Annotated in this window: 9 protein-coding genes; 3 read left to right on the forward strand and 6 right to left on the reverse strand. The window is 44.4% G+C overall.

Annotation, left to right across the window (positions count from 1 at the left end; all coding sequences use genetic code 11):
• Positions 1-343 precede the first annotated feature (343 nt).
• Entirely contained in the window at positions 344-3,205 is a 2,862-nt protein-coding gene (gene uvrA / locus ACUUJN_RS23875; RefSeq protein ID WP_023990603.1) for an excinuclease ABC subunit UvrA, read from the reverse strand.
• A 172-nt stretch (positions 3,206-3,377) separates the two neighbouring features.
• The gene (gene uvrB / locus ACUUJN_RS23880) at positions 3,378-5,369 is read right to left on the reverse strand and encodes an excinuclease ABC subunit UvrB (RefSeq protein ID WP_023990604.1); all 1,992 of its coding nucleotides are present in this window, start codon (positions 5,367-5,369) and stop codon (positions 3,378-3,380) included.
• Between the two features lie 208 nt (positions 5,370-5,577).
• Here uvrB and ACUUJN_RS23885 point away from each other — a divergent pair, with 208 nt between their 5' ends.
• Both ACUUJN_RS23885 and ACUUJN_RS23890 read left to right on the forward strand, forming a co-directional pair.
• Positions 5,578-6,405 carry a flagellar motor protein gene (locus tag ACUUJN_RS23885; protein ID WP_023990605.1) on the forward strand — a complete coding sequence of 276 codons (828 nt, stop codon included), beginning with the start codon at positions 5,578-5,580 and terminating at the stop codon, positions 6,403-6,405.
• A complete protein-coding gene (locus tag ACUUJN_RS23890; RefSeq protein WP_264454463.1) occupies positions 6,389-7,204 on the forward strand; it encodes a flagellar motor protein MotB in 816 nt (271 codons plus the stop codon). Before ACUUJN_RS23885 ends, ACUUJN_RS23890 begins: the two co-directional genes overlap by 17 nt.
• Before the next feature lie 242 nt (positions 7,205-7,446).
• Here the strand turns inward: ACUUJN_RS23890 and ACUUJN_RS23895 are convergent, their stop codons facing one another.
• Together ACUUJN_RS23895 and ACUUJN_RS23900 are read right to left on the reverse strand one after the other, a co-directional pair.
• Positions 7,447-7,674, reverse strand: coding sequence for an aspartyl-phosphate phosphatase Spo0E family protein (locus tag ACUUJN_RS23895; RefSeq protein ID WP_023990607.1), 228 nt, complete (start codon positions 7,672-7,674; stop codon positions 7,447-7,449).
• A gap of 204 nt (positions 7,675-7,878) precedes the next feature.
• Positions 7,879-9,288, reverse strand: a complete 1,410-nt coding sequence (locus ACUUJN_RS23900) for a DNA-binding protein (protein ID WP_264454462.1) — start codon at positions 9,286-9,288, stop codon at positions 7,879-7,881.
• 254 nt (positions 9,289-9,542) lie between these two features.
• On the opposite strand from ACUUJN_RS23900, the gene ACUUJN_RS23905 reads away from it, so the two are divergent.
• Entirely contained in the window at positions 9,543-9,923 is a 381-nt protein-coding gene (locus tag ACUUJN_RS23905) for a helix-turn-helix domain-containing protein (protein WP_028542116.1), read from the forward strand.
• A gap of 88 nt (positions 9,924-10,011) precedes the next feature.
• Here ACUUJN_RS23905 and ACUUJN_RS23910 read toward each other — a convergent pair whose 3' ends face one another.
• Both ACUUJN_RS23910 and ACUUJN_RS23915 read right to left on the reverse strand, forming a co-directional pair.
• The gene (locus ACUUJN_RS23910) at positions 10,012-11,409 is read right to left on the reverse strand and encodes a DNA-binding protein (protein WP_484668988.1); all 1,398 of its coding nucleotides are present in this window, start codon (positions 11,407-11,409) and stop codon (positions 10,012-10,014) included.
• Between the two features lie 187 nt (positions 11,410-11,596).
• A complete protein-coding gene (locus ACUUJN_RS23915) occupies positions 11,597-15,652 on the reverse strand; it encodes a glycosyl hydrolase (RefSeq protein ID WP_484668989.1) in 4,056 nt (1,351 codons plus the stop codon).
• Positions 15,653-15,730 lie beyond the last annotated feature (78 nt).

The following is a 15,730-nucleotide window of genomic DNA, read 5'->3' on the forward strand; positions in this document are numbered from 1 at the left end:
ACGGTTTCGCTTCAACTTGTAATGGTTGTCACGCGGGCACGGAACTTCGTATGATGCTATATAATCATGAGTTATATATTTACCTCTTCAAGCCCGAGCCTAAACATCCAAAACTCCAAAATTTAGAGACCACTCAGAGACTTTCTGTCGATGAATATACGTATATACTTATTATTCCAGCGCTTGGTAAACTATGTGTCACATGCTTTAACGCAGGAATTTGATAAAAGTTTTCTTTTTTTACAAAAAAAATAAAACCCTGCCAAGACGAAGGCATCAATACACTAGTTCGTATTCTGCCTTCCTGCCTGTGCAGGGCTTTTAAAACTATGCTAAACGGTATCTATAGATCGACTGTCTGAAGCGCTTGACTACGCTCTGTATCCCGTTCAAGGATCGGCTTTAAGTATCGACCTGTATAGGATTCTTCGACTTTCACGAGCTGCTCCGGTGTCCCGGTAGCCAAGATCGTTCCACCGCCACTTCCGCCTTCCGGTCCCAAATCAATCAGATAATCGGCTGTTTTAATCACATCCAGATTATGCTCAATGACCAGCACCGTCTCTCCTGAATCAACCAAACGATGCAGCACCGTCAATAATCGGTCAATATCGTGAACATGCAGGCCGGTTGTCGGCTCGTCCAAAATATAAATGGTTTTGCCCGTACTGCGACGATACAATTCGGAGGCTAGCTTCACACGCTGTGCTTCACCGCCAGACAAGGTAGTCGCAGGCTGACCCAGCTTGATATACCCCAAACCTACATCCATCAGTGTCTGGATCTTGCGATGAATCTTCGGAATATTTACAAAAAACTCCGTTGCATCCTCTACCGTCATCTCCAGCACATCGGCAATACTTTTCCCTTTGTATTTAACCTCTAGGGTCTCCCGGTTATAACGCTTGCCTTTACACACTTCGCATGGAACATACACATCCGGCAGAAAATGCATCTCAATCTTGATGATGCCATCGCCTCTACAAGCTTCACAACGACCTCCCTTAACGTTAAAGCTAAAGCGGCCTTTCTTGTAGCCTCGTACTTTGGCCTCGTTCGTCTGCGAGAATAAGTCACGGATATCATCAAATACACCAGTATACGTTGCAGGATTGGAACGCGGTGTACGACCAATTGGCGATTGATCGATCTCAACAACCTTTTCGATATGTTCTAGTCCGCGAATTTCTTTATGCTGCCCTGGACGTACTCTCGCACGGTTCAGATCACGCGCCAACGTTTTGTACAAAATTTCATTGACCAGCGTCGATTTTCCAGAACCAGATACACCAGTAACAGCTGAGAAAACACCCAATGGAATTTTGACATTCACATTTTTGAGATTGTTCTCCTTGGCTCCGCGAATCTCCAACCATTTATCAGCAGGCTTGCGCCGCTCGGTATTGACCGGAATGAACTTGCGTCCACTCAAATACTGCCCGGTTAAGGAATTCGGGTCTTCCATGACTTCCTGCGGAGTCCCCTGCGACATGATCATCCCACCATGGATTCCAGCTCCTGGCCCGATATCAATGATATAGTCCGCCGCCATCATCGTATCTTCGTCATGTTCCACCACAATCAACGTATTACCGAGATTCCGCATATGCTCCAAAGCACTAATCAGACGGTCATTATCTCGCTGATGCAGTCCGATACTAGGCTCGTCCAAAATATAAAGCACACCCATCAGACTGGACCCGATCTGTGTCGCCAGTCGGATACGCTGTGCCTCACCGCCTGACAACGTGCCTGCCGCACGGCTTAAAGTCAGGTATTCCAGACCAACGTTAACGAGGAATCCCAGGCGGCTGTTAATTTCTTTTAAAATGAGATTGGCAATCGACTTCTCCTTCTCACTCAGCTCCAGTGTATGGAAAAAGTTTGAGGCTTCACCGATAGACAAAGCTGTCACAAAAGCTATATTACGCTCTTGAATGGTTACCGACAGGCTTTCTTTTTTCAGTCGGTGTCCCTTACAAGTGTTACATGGCTTTGCACTCATAAAGCCTTCAATAAATTCACGTATACCCTCAGAAGCCGTATCACGATAACGACGCTCCAGATTGGGGATAATCCCCTCAAAGGTCACATAGGCTTCCTTACGTTGACCAAAATCATTCTCATAGCGGAAACGGATCTTCTGCTCACCCGTTCCATGTAAAATGAGGTTCATTTGTTCTGTCGTCAATTGACTAACAGGAATGTCCTGTGGAATACCGTAGTGCTCGCATACTGACTGTAAAAATTGAGGATAATAAGTGGAAGTTCCACCACTCCAAGCCTGAAAAGCCCCATCCTCGACACTTTTTTCAGGATCGGGAATGAGCAAATCAGGGTCAACCACCATTTTAACTCCTAACCCATCACAATCCGGACAAGCGCCGAACGGACTATTAAAGGAAAACATTCTTGGAGACAGTTCATCTATGCTGAATCCACAAATAGGGCATGCAAAGTTGGAGCTGAACCGCAACTCCTCTTGCCCCATAATGTCTACAAGCAACTGCCCACCTGAAAGATTTAGTGCCGTCTCAATAGAGTCGGATAGACGCGCACGCACATCTTCCTTGACTACGATGCGGTCTACGACCACTTCAATCGAGTGCTTCTTATTCTTTTCCAGCTCAATCTTCTCAGACAATTCACGTAGTTCTCCATTCACACGTACCCGTACAAAGCCCTGCTTGGCTATATCAGTGAACAGTGTTTTATGCTCACCTTTGCGGCCGGATACCAATGGAGCCAGAATCTGCAGTCTTGTCTTTTCAGGATACTGCAAAATGCGGTCCACCATCTGTTCAACGGTCTGTGAAGTGATTTCAATGCCATGTTCAGGACAATGAGGATGACCCACCCGGGCAAACAACAACCGCAGGTAGTCATAGATTTCGGTAACCGTTCCGACGGTAGAACGCGGATTCCGACTTGTCGTTTTTTGGTCAATGGAAATGGCAGGAGACAGACCGTCAATCGAATCAACGTCTGGTTTCTCCATTTGCCCGAGGAATTGACGGGCATACGCAGATAAAGATTCCACATACCGCCGTTGCCCTTCCGCATATATCGTATCGAAAGCCAGTGACGATTTACCTGAGCCGCTAAGCCCTGTCAGGACGACGAACTTGTCCCGTGGAATCGTCACGTCAATATTTTTGAGATTATGCGCGCGTGCGCCTTTGATGATGATGCTTTCATTCGCCAAATGTTTCATCTCCTTAGCCGTAGTTCACGTCATGCTATATCGCATTGGATTATCCCATGGAAGTGATATATCGCAAAGAGAACGACCACATAGGCCGCTCTCACTATTTTTAAAAGCAAAGCAATCAAACATTTTATTTTCATATGTTTTGCTTCTAGCTTATTCTCAATGTTTAATCAGCTCGCAACTCCAGCAAAGCATCACGCAGCTCGGCTGCCCGCTCGAACTGTAGGTTCTTGGCGGCGTCTTTCATCTCTGCTTCCAGACGCTGAATGAGTGATTGACGCTCCTTCTTGGAAAGTTTACCCGTCTCATTAGGAAGGTAATCATTCTTTGACTCTGCCACCTTAGTTGCTTCAATAACATCACGAATCTTTTTACGAATGGTTTGCGGGGTAATCCCATGTTCTTCATTATACTGAATTTGAATCGCACGACGACGTTCCGTTTCCTTTAGCGCTTTATCCATAGAATCGGTAATCTTATCGCCGTACATGATAACACGACCGTCACTGTTCCGTGCTGCCCGTCCGATCGTCTGAATCAGAGAGCGCTCAGAACGCAGAAAGCCTTCTTTGTCCGCATCCAAAATTGCAACCAGCGATACTTCCGGCAAATCAAGACCTTCCCGCAACAGGTTGATCCCAATTAGCACGTCGAAGGTCCCTAGACGAAGATCCCGCAAAATAGCCATCCGCTCCAACGTCTTAATCTCGGAGTGCATATACCGAACCTTGATGCCCACTTCTTTTAAATAGTCAGTCAAATCTTCAGACATCTTCTTCGTAAGTGTGGTCACCAGTACCCGTTCCTCACGTTCCATGCGAAGCCGTATCTCATTAATGAGATCGTCAATCTGCCCCTTGCTCGGACGCACCTCAATAATCGGATCAAGAAGCCCGGTAGGACGAATAATCTGCTGTACCATCGTTTCGCATTTCTCCATCTCATAGGGTCCTGGAGTAGCCGATACATAGACGATTTGACTTACCTTGTCCTCGAACTCTTCAAACTTCAACGGACGATTATCCAATGCAGATGGCAAACGAAAACCATGTTCTACCAGTACATTCTTACGTGCTTGGTCACCGTTATACATGGCACGAATCTGCGGCAACGTAACATGGGACTCGTCAATGACGATCAGCATATCATCCGGGAAATAATCCATCAGCGTATATGGTGTCGCTCCTCGCTCGCGGAATGTCAGTGGACCTGAATAATTCTCGACACCGGAACAAAAGCCAACCTCTTTCATCATCTCGATATCATAGCGGGTACGTTGTTCCAAACGTTGCGCCTCTAACAGCTTCCCTTGCTCCTTCAACTCCGCTAACCGCTCTTCAAGCTCACGTTCAATGTTGACCAATGCTACCTTCATCGTATCCTCATGAGTAACGAAGTGAGATGCCGGGAAAATGGCAATATGATCACGTTCACCGATCAATTCACCCGTAAGCACATTAATCTCGGTAATTCGTTCAATTTCATCCCCGAACAGTTCTACACGTATAGCGTGTTCCCCTTGGGAAGCCGGGAATATCTCGACAACATCCCCCCGTACACGGAAAGTACCCCGCACGAAGTTGATATCGTTCCGCTGATATTGAATATCGACCAAGCGGGACAAAATCTGATTGCGGGGTTTCTCCATGCCGACTCTAAGCGAAAGCAGCAAGCTTGAATATTCTTTCGGGGAACCCAAACCATAAATGCAGGAGACACTCGCTACAATAATAACGTCACGACGCTCAAACAGAGAGCTTGTCGCTGAGTGGCGAAGTTTATCAATCTCCTCATTGATGCTGGAATCCTTCTCAATATACGTATCGGAAGACGGAATGTATGCTTCCGGTTGATAGTAATCATAGTAGCTGACAAAATAATCGACTGAGTTATTCGGAAAGAACTCTTTAAACTCACTCGCCAGTTGAGCAGCCAAAGTCTTATTATGTGCAATAACCAGCGTAGGCCGATTCAACTTGGCAATGGTCTGTGCGATGGTAAACGTCTTACCTGTTCCCGTAGCACCCAATAGCGTTTGATGCTTCTTTCCTTCTGCAATTCCCTCTACCAATTCAAAAATGGCCTGAGGTTGATCGCCTTGAGGTTGGAATTCCGACTGAATTTCAAAAGTCTTATCGCTAACAACGATATCACTCATTGCCCTGCATCACCCTTATCGTCTAAAATGGAAACATCATGATTTTACACCAGTCGAGCTTTAACGTCTTTACCTGTAACTCTATGTCGATATTTCCCGAGCAATGATACTTGGGAAATATGGTTGGATAAGAATGTTTGTTCCCGTATTATACCTCTTTCTTACCGTGGATGCAAACGATAAGTCTTGAATAGGAGTGAATTAAATTTTGGATATCACCATCGTATTGGGCATCATCGCCGGAATCATAGCATTAATCGGTGGCTTCTTATGGGAAGGCGGCGAATTTACAGGGCTGCTTCAAGGTACATCGGCTCTAATTGTATTTGGGGGAACTTTCGCCGCAGTTGTGATCAGCTACCCAGCTTCCAAGCTGAAGACGATCCCCACCGCTCTACGGATGGCATTTAGCCGTGAGGACAATCCTACGAAGCAATATATAGAAGATTTGGTTTCCATGGCGGCCACCTCACGCCGATCCGGTGTGCTTGCGCTAGAGCGTACTTCATCAGAGCATCCGAATGCATTTTTGCGTGAAGGTCTTCAGTTGGTCATCGACGGCACCGAGCAGGAGCAGATCAAACAGATTTTAGAGCTTGAGTTAGATGCCATTGAACACAAACATGAAGGGTACGCCAAAATATTTGAATCCGCAGGCGGTTATGCCCCTACGATGGGGATTATCGGTACTGTCATGGGCCTGATCCATGTACTGGGCAGCCTGACCGAGCCTACTGCGCTTGGTCCGTCTATTGCTGTTGCTTTTATCGCAACACTATACGGCGTTGCTAGCGCCAACCTGATCTTCCTGCCCATCGCATCCAAAATAAGAGCAGCCAGTGAGAGTGAAATTATCACTATGGATTTGCTGCTGCAAGGTATTCTGGCTATTCAAAACGGAGAGAATCCAAAGCTTGTACGCAAAAAGTTGGAGTTCTTTATCCGCTCAGAGCAAAATATAGATCGCAAACCGCCTCGTCGCTCGCTCACAGAGGACGCTTCTCCAAAGGAGGACTTCCATGAGAGCGCGCGGTAAGCGCCGTGGGGGTCAAGGAGGCGGCGGAGACCATCGTGACCGCTGGATGATTACCTATGCCGATCTGATCACCCTGCTGCTCATATTTTTCGTTGTGATGTATGCCATGAGTAGTCTGGATGCTAAAAAATACGATGTCGTTGTTCAATCCCTCCAGGATACGTTCCACAAAGGAGATTCTATTTTGGAGCAAGGCTCGGGCATTACAGGTACTGCCGATCGTTACACCAGCAAGAATCCACCCACGACCAAGCAATCGGCAGCCGATAAAAAGGAGGCTGGATCGACTAAGCTCACCGAACGTGAACAAGCATTTCGCACGCAGGAAAAAGAGCTGCAAAATTTAATGGGTGTCATTCAAGAATATATTACGGACAACAAACTGGAAAACCAGATTTTTGTGTCAGATCAGCCGCGTGGTATTGTCATTACGCTGAATGACCGCTTTTTATTCGATCAAGGTAGAGCTGCACTCAAACAAGGCTCTGCCAACACGCTATCCAAGTTGGCCAGTCTGTTTCGAGATTTGAAAACACCAATTAGCATTGAGGGCCATACGGACAACATTCCGTTTACGCGCTCCTCAAACTCATCGACGTATAAGGACAACTGGGAGCTTTCCGGCGCACGGGCACTATCTGTACTCCGATTCTTTCTCGACAGAGAGCAACTTTCACCCTCAGGATTTCAGTATGCGGGTTATGCAGATACCCGGCCGGTTGGTGACAATAGCACCGAAGCTGGACGACAAAAAAACCGCCGTGTCGAAATCACCGTACTACGCCAGCTTCAACAGTAAAACCCAAAAACCTCCTGAGTCACGCAATAACGTGAATCGGGAGGTTTTTTATACCATATTCATCATTCATCATTAATACATGGCTTCCGCTCTGATGTAGACGCAGAACAATAAACCGTACGAACAACATGTATAAGAGCGGCGTACGAGATGCAATAGAGATTATTTTGTTTATTCTATATCCCACTATGTATTAGAAGCCCTGGTGAAGTTAGGTTTTATCTTGTCATGATACTTGAAGATTAATAAGATAGGACAAGCTCGTGTTGCTTCTCTTGTATTTGTGAACTTTGGGGTATGCTCTGTTGTCTGCGATAGCTATATTTCCAGTCACTGTATTTATTAAGGAGTCGATCCAACTCCATGGACTTGATTAACACCCGCCGATCCTTCAATCCCACCTCATTCGCCAAATCATTTAGTTCCTTCCGCTTTTCTTCGATGCATTCCTCCAATTGTTTCCATTTCACATCAATAAACCTCCTGTTCGGTGTGGTATTTACATTAGTTTACAAGCTGATACCTTCCCTACAGGTTAAAAATATAATAAAACCCAATTCATCCCTTTAACGGGATGAATCAAAAAAACAGCCTTACCGAGGCTGTTTTTTGATAACTATTAACCGCCCATCCCATGGCCAAACAAAACAATGTTATGAGAGTATTCTAAAAAGCTAAAAAGCCCTATAATTAGAATGAACCTCAGGTATTTTATTCGCACTTATCAAGACCTCCTCCATGATACTTTCATATTCTGATATTTGGTCTTTTGTTGCCTGCGCTCTAAATTTCCCAAATATTGCTGTGCAGATCATAAACTTTTCTTTGTTATTGATTTGAAGACATTTTCTCAAGCATTTTAAAACATAATAAATACCATTTTCATAGGAATGGCTATTAAACATATATATTGTTAGTTGATAACAAAAATCAGCATACGTATGATAACTAAATGATGGTTCATAATAACTGGTTTCCATAGATAATTCATCATTAAATGAGTTTAATTCGCGGGAAAACTGTTGGAGGATATTTTCAATTAAAAAACCATGCTTGTTAGCCGACTCTACTATCGTTAATAACCCTAATAAAATTTCTGGTGGGTTATTTTTTAAAAATTGAATATATATTGGCAAACTACCTGTATCGCCCATAAGAATTTTCAAGTTAAGTTGATTAGCATTTGCCCAAAGGGTGAACTTTTGTACTTCTTTTTGTCCAATCTCTCCTAAATTCTCAAACCAACTCAAATCGGCATAGCCAGAAATATACTTCATTGCTTCCTCATACTTCTCTTGTTTTTCCAGAGCATTACCCTTTATTAAGTAACCTTGACCATAGTAGACCACTAAATGTCTCTCAGTTTTCAATGTAACATTCTTTTTATTAGTTTCTCTGCTCTTACAAACAATAGTTGCAAGCGCTCTTAATTCATCTGCATAACGCTCTGTTTCTTTCCATTGATGCAAGTTGAAATAAAGATTTGACAGTTTAAGCAGACCATCTAAATGATATTCTAAGGGTACCCGATTTCTAAAGGGTACAAATCTTAGTGCGGCCTCCAAATTTCTTTCCATACTTTCACTAACAGAGATTGAAAAAATTCTATAATGACTGATTGCCAATCTCTCAGAATGTTGGTACTTTTCATTTTCAATAACACATTCATAGAAAGGAATAGCTTCCTTTAGCTTTCCTTCCTCATACAACTCTTCTGCTAAAGTGAAAATTGTAGGAATATGATTAAGATCCTCCATTAATCGAGATAGTACTTTCTCCACACACCTCAGATTCCCTACTTCAACACAACGAATCAGGAACGGCTTGACCCTTTTCCAATGAGGTCTTCCATCATAAAAACATTCATCCACATACAGGTCATACAACCAGCCTTCTGGATAATTAAATGCTTTGGTAATCAAGTCCATTTGTCTTACCGAGATAGGTTTAGGCGGATTGCCATTAAGCATAGCACTAAATATGCCCCGGTTAAGCCCCGTAGCTTGTCCAAAACTATTAAAAGTGTAGCCACCAAGTTTTAGTTCTTTCTCAATTTCCGAACGGATCGTGGTTGCATTTTCCAATAAAAACACCCCCGGCGTATTCAGATGATTTTAAAAATCACCCTCCTCGACAATCAATTACAATATACTAGAAATTATATGAATAAATTGGATGGTGGTCAACCCCTTTTCTACACTGTTTTATTATATTATGGAATTTGATGTTTATTAAATAGTTCTCACAAGAACTAAATATATAACAATTTAGGCAATTCAATTACCTCCACGCCTGATCTGGCTTTGTCTACACTCATACTATAGGAGTGTGGAGGTCTATGGAAACGACGAAACTTATAGGAACGAAAATTCGCCAATTTCGAAAATTGCGTGGTATTACACAAGAACAGTTAGCAGAAGCATCCGATTCAACAGGTTCCTATATCGGCAAGTTGGAGCGCGGTGAGGTCAATGTGCAGATCAAAACACTGGAGAAAATAGCAGAGGCGCTGAACACGAACGTATTTGCATTTTTTGACTATAATCCATATGAAGAACTCAAAAGCCAGCCCTGGATTTGGGAATGCATTCATATACTTTCCCAGCAGAATGAAGCAGGGCAAAATAAAGCTTATCGCATATTGAAGGAACTGTTCTCTTCTTCACAAAGCGAGCTTTTGGAGAGTAGCTCCGACACCCCTGATACACATGAGGAATAGTAAATTTCACTCAATTAACATGCACGAAAAATTAAAAGAGCTATGTGATCTTCTACTCTAGGTAGAGAAACATAGCCCTTTTTTTGCTCTAAGAGGTCATTTGCCTCATACTAATTTCCACTGCTTGTATCACTTTTTTATATTCTGTTCGTTGTTCTTCGGTCGAGTGATCCTTATATTTCTCAAATAATAGCGTGATGGACTTGATATAGTAATTCTTATCGTTTAACTCTGAGGAGGCTTTTAAACTAATCAGCATACTGTCTATTGCCTCGGTATAGCTTCCTTTACTGAAATAGTATCGACTAAGCTCAAGAAAAAAACGAGAATATGTCAGCAGATCATTATTTGTATGATAATACGAAATATTTGTACGTAGCTCCCTAAATTCATTAATATTCTCAGCAAAAAGAACCAGAGTTTCGTCTACTGAGTAACGGTAATGATTGGCCGATTCTATAATAGTCAATAGCCCAAGTAATATTTCCTGAGGATTATTTCTAATAAGTTCAACATAGGCAGGCAAACTAGCCGTATCCCCCATCAGAATTTCTAAATTCAAACGGTTTGCTATTCCCCATATTTCGAATTTCTGTGCCTCTATCATTCCAATCCCATCCAGACCTTCAAATCCAGTTAGATTTTCATAGTAAGGTATGAACTTCATAGCTGCTTCATATAGCCCTTGTTTTTCGAAGGAGTTTCCCTGCATTAAATAGGCTTGACCATAATAAACGATTAGATGTCTTTCTGTATTTAAACGTATAACTTCGCGATTCTTCGCCCTCGCTTGAGCTTGATGCCAATAAATGCTTGTGACTAGTACCTCAAGTTCCTTCGCATAGTGTATAGCCGCCTCATAATCATAAAATTGGAAATATGCATTAGTCAATTTTAACAACGCGTCTAATTGGTAATTCTCGGGAAGATTCCTCCGAAACGGTGCAAACTTTATAGTTGCTTGACGATTATTATCCAAGTCAGTATTCAGAGAATAACAAAACAAACGATACTGGCAGATTGCCAACCGCTCCGAGTGGTAATATTTTTCATTTTCAATTACACACTCATAAAAGGGAGTAGACTCCTTTTTCTTTCCTGCTTCGTGTAGTTCTTCTGCAAGCTCAAATATCGTCGGTACATAGGACAAGTCCTCGGTTAGTCTTGACAGTACCTTTTGAATACAGTCTTCCCTCCCTAACTCTACACAACGTAATAAAAAAGGCTTAATCCGTTTCCAGTGTCCTTTTCCCTCATAAAAGCATTCATCTATGTATAACTCATACAGCCAGCCTTCGGGATATCCCAATGCCTTGGTAATCAAGTCCATCTGCCGAACCGAGATCGGCTTAGGTGGGTTGCTGTTAAGCATGGTGCTAAATATACCACGGTTAATTCCAGATACTTTACTGAAGCTGCTAAATGTATGCCCCCTTTGCTTTAGTTCTGTCTCTATCTTCGAGCGGATCGTAGGTGTATGTTCCATGCTAATCCCCCTCTTTAGCTTGAAGAATTATATTTTTCGTCTCCACTAACATTATAAGGTAATTTTAGTTCGTGATTTCTTAAACCTGAATATAATAATCAAACATATCTCTTGGAGTATTTTTGTACAAAAAAATGAGCAGGTGGGATACTAAATCCCCTGCTCATTTCAACGATGGACGCCTGTCTTAATTAGCTGTCGGTTCGGTTCCCCAAACAAGTACACCATTATGATACAACGTAGCCTTCGTATGATCGGCATATGAAGTTTGCGTGCCTTTATACGAGTAATCGTCACTTTCGTTATAGTTCGACCAGTCTGTTTTATGAATTCGAGTTTGGATTTCGCCCGTGCTTTCTCCAGGTGCTAACACGCCTGCACCCGATTGGAAGCTGACTTCCAAATAATAATCAGCGCCAGTTACGGCTTTATCCATTTTAACCAGTTTACCATTCAGCTTCGAGCAGCTCAGCACCGCATAGTCGCAGTTAAATGTCTGGTCACGGTCACCGTCGATCGTGTAGTAGTAGCGAATTTTCAACTCGTTGATCGGTACGGAGATTGTACCTTTGTTTAAAATTTGGAAATGCGGGTTCAAGTGATTGTCGTTCACATTTGTATCCGCTGTGCGATACTGGAGCACCAATCCCGTTGTCGGCTGCTGAGTATCCGCTTTCGGCGCTGCGCTAGCCGTGTTCGAAACCGTTTGACCTGCATCGTTCTTCGCTACGACTTGGTAATAGTACGTCGTGTCTGCTGTTACGGCTGTGTCGGTGTAGCTGCTTCCGTATACATCGCTCGCTACTGTGGCGAACGCGCCGTTTTCAACCGTCGAACGCTTCACTTCATAGCTTGCTGCATTCGCTGATGCTGTCCAGCTCAGCTTTACTTTCGCCGTTTCGCCCGCTGCGTTCAGCGTGAAGCTGCCCGGTACTGACGGTTGCTCGGTAATCCCATACGTTTTCAAGTTAGTCGGGAGCTTTTCAAGCGTAATGACGTTCGGATGATTATACACTTTTTTCAGATGCTCAAGACTGTTTTGTTTGCCGTCTCTCAAGAAATCCCCATACCATGTAGCGAACCAGCTCCAATGGGCTTGATACGCCTTCATCAGATCAGGGTCCGGGATAGGTCCGTTTTCGCTCATGGCAACTAGCTTTTTGTCCTTGCCCAATGTAACAAGGTCTTCATATTTTGCAATTTGCGGGCTGTAGTCGCCTGCTTGCGGATAAGAGTCGAAGCTCAAAATATCCACATACTCATGTCCCGGATACCAGTCGGGAGCAACAGAGTTCCAGACCCAGATCAGATTGTTCAATTTGTGCACATTAGTCAAACGATCATGCATCAAAATATACAATTTTTTAACAGGCTCAGGACCTTTAGCGCCCCACCAGAACCATTTGCCTTCCGCTTCGTGCAAAGGACGGAACAGGACAGGAACTTTCGCATCCTGCAACTTCTTCAATTGCCCTGCAATCACATCGATGTCGCGAATAAGCAATTTATAATCTTCGGACTCTGGATGATTCATCGCATATTCTATATCGAATGTAGTCGAATCGGCATAGAAGCCTCTCCACCATTCTTTTCCCTGCGTATCGATCAGACCTTTCGGCGCGTTCCAGTGCCATGCAAAGGTAACGATGCCCCCTTGCTTATCCCATTCAATCGCCTTTTCCGTCTCTGTGGAACTAAGACCGTGTTCCGCTCTGCTTGGGGAATAGTCAATCAGGTCAAGTGCCGCAATAGCCGGCTTTTTACCTACATTCGCTTGAAGCCAATCAATTTCGGGCATATCCTCTTGACCGGAAAGCATATTCTTCCCGTATTGATCAACCAGATAGTTCATCAATGCTCTTGCTTCTACCGTCGCATTCGGATTGGTGAGCGTTTTGGTTACTGCATGTGGTGGACGGTCAGCAGCTGGTTCCAGCTTGACGTAGTCGATATCATACCAGCCCCAGCCTGTTTCAAAACCGATCGTATTCGCCCCTGCATTCAACAGAACCTTACCACCGGAGGTTTCTTTAAAATCAGCCGATTTCCAAAGTACCAGCTCGCCAGACGCTTTGCCGTTTAAAGAGAAGTTGGTGCGTTTGTCATCATGAGGCGAACGGTAGCCGATTGTAAGATTGTACAAGCCTGCCGCCTCTGCCTGGATCGTCATCGTCAGGGAATCCCCTGCATTGTGGAAATTAGTTACATAACCAGTACCGGAGAAGCCGGTCCCGCTGGATTCCACAATGGTTCCCTTCAGCGTGCCATCTTCGGCTTCATAGCGATCCTGTTCGTCTACAGGCGTTCGCGGAACCGCTTTCAAAACATTAGATTCGCTCGTTCCCGTCTTTGTTTTTGCGGTTATTTTATAATAATAAGAAGTGCCGTTCGTTACGTTCGTATCCGTATAAGACGTTTCGACCAAGTTGGATGCTACAGCAGCAAAAGGACCGTTTTCATACGTTGCCCGCTGTACGCTGTAACCTACAACTCCGCTGGAAGCGTCCCAGGATAAATCGACTTTCCCATCGCCAGCCTCAGCCCTCAGCGCAAAGCTTTCAGGATTTTCTACAGGCGTATCATTGCCAGCAGTCAACACGATGTGATAAGCCGTCAAAGGCGGTACTGTATAGGTAAAGCGGTTGCCTGAAATTTGCGTGATTGGCGCTGCTTCCTTAATTTGCGAGCTATTTTTGTCGAAACCCCAAACTTTAGCGGAACCGTAAGTCGTCTCGCCGGAAAGATCAAATTGGGCGTCGAATGCACTGTCCATGCTTTTATTCATGACAACGAGGTGCAGTTCTTTGTAGGATGCATCCATTACGGAAGCATGCACCGAGCTATTAACAATATCCGACGTTTGTGCATGAACGCTGATATCACCGAAAGTAGAGCTTTTTCCGTCATAATTGCGGTAAAGTTTGTAAGCGGCACTAACGTAGTTGTTGGCACCATCCTTTAACTTCCAGTAGTTTGCCATATAGACGTCGTTTTTGCCCAAGATGCCCAGCACATCGGCCATAGCGATACCACCAGAAATATCATTTTCGCCGCCATAGCTATACTCAGTCAAAGCCAGCTTGGTTCCCGGGTAATACTTATCCACCGACTGCTTTAATCGAGGCAGTAAAGGCAAGAATTCACTGTTCCATTGAGCAATCCAGCTATCTTCCTTGTAGGTCGGATCCCACAAAGTACGAGGCGCTTGCATTCTGGCTTTCTTCGTTTCGTCGTTGCCTACCTCATTTGTAATTCGTATGCCTCCGCCCATCGCTTCAGGATACCAGTGTACATCGAAGACATCCAGCAATCTCTTGCCTTCGGCTTGCGAGCTGAGGCGCATTTGATCGAGGTAATAGTCCACGAACCAGCTGTAGTTGCCTTTTACAGAGTTCCAATCAGGTGCAGTTTGAAGATCTTTATAGGCGCCAAAACCGTAAAGAACGGGCCCAAAAATTTCCGCACCCGCGTCAACCGCCTTAACGGCTTTGGATAAACTTACCGACCGGTCTACCAACTCTTTCGCTCCGACCTTTTCACCATGAATGCGCGGATGCGTATGCGACCAGAGAGCGGGTTCATTGTCGAGCGAGTATCCTTTCACGCCCGTTTTTGTTGAAGCAACGCCGTACTTTTTCACTAAAAAGTTGACGAATTCATCCGCATAAACCTGATTGTCTTTCAGATCAGGCTGCAATTGAAACGGCGCATTTTTAGCGTTTACGACCTCATTCCACCGAGCGGAAGGAGCCTTTTCGCTTTCCTGCACACTTCCGTTTCCATCCTTGGCCACATAACCGGCCATCGGCAGTGTGACTAAAGAATATGTGCCCTGCTTCAGCGATTGATCGTGAAACGAGGTTGCTACCGCACCTGGCTTTTCACATTCGGCTTTTGTCAATCCGGCGTTGTCGCATAAATAGCTATCGCTGGACTGCATCCAGTCGCTTCCTGCATTGGACATATTGTTTTCCCAGTTGTATCCGGTCATTCGATTGCCACCAAGTCGTCTGGCAGTCAGATTTTCATCGCCTGCCAACTCCTGATTCGTACCGTAAATATAAGGGCTAATAGGCTTACGATCCTTGGATGTATCGACTTTAATGGTAACGGTCTTTGCCGTTTGACCGTGAACTACAGTTGGAGTCGGTAGAGCACCCCCTACTATAATCGTGCATGCCATGACGACAGGCAGCCATTTGGAACGTTTGGACCAAATACTACTACTATTTTTCGCCTTCATGCCGTTTTCCTCCCTTCAATTTAAAAGGAGCGGCACCCATACGAATGCCCCTCCTTGAGGCTTTAAGGCCCCTTCCCT

It is taken from the genome of Paenibacillus sp. LRG-1, assembly GCF_057220305.1.

Excerpts from the sequence above, each read along its gene's own strand:
- uvrB (WP_023990604.1), bottom strand. The coding sequence starts at position 5,369 with ATGAGTGATATCGTTGTTAGCGATAAGACTTTTGAAATTCAGTCGGAA.
- ACUUJN_RS23890 (WP_264454463.1), top strand. The coding sequence starts at position 6,389 with ATGAGAGCGCGCGGTAAGCGCCGTGGGGGTCAAGGAGGCGGCGGAGAC.
- ACUUJN_RS23905 (WP_028542116.1), top strand. The coding sequence starts at position 9,543 with ATGGAAACGACGAAACTTATAGGAACGAAAATTCGCCAATTTCGAAAA.
- ACUUJN_RS23910 (WP_484668988.1), bottom strand. The coding sequence starts at position 11,409 with ATGGAACATACACCTACGATCCGCTCGAAGATAGAGACAGAACTAAAG.
- ACUUJN_RS23915 (WP_484668989.1), bottom strand. The coding sequence starts at position 15,652 with ATGAAGGCGAAAAATAGTAGTAGTATTTGGTCCAAACGTTCCAAATGG.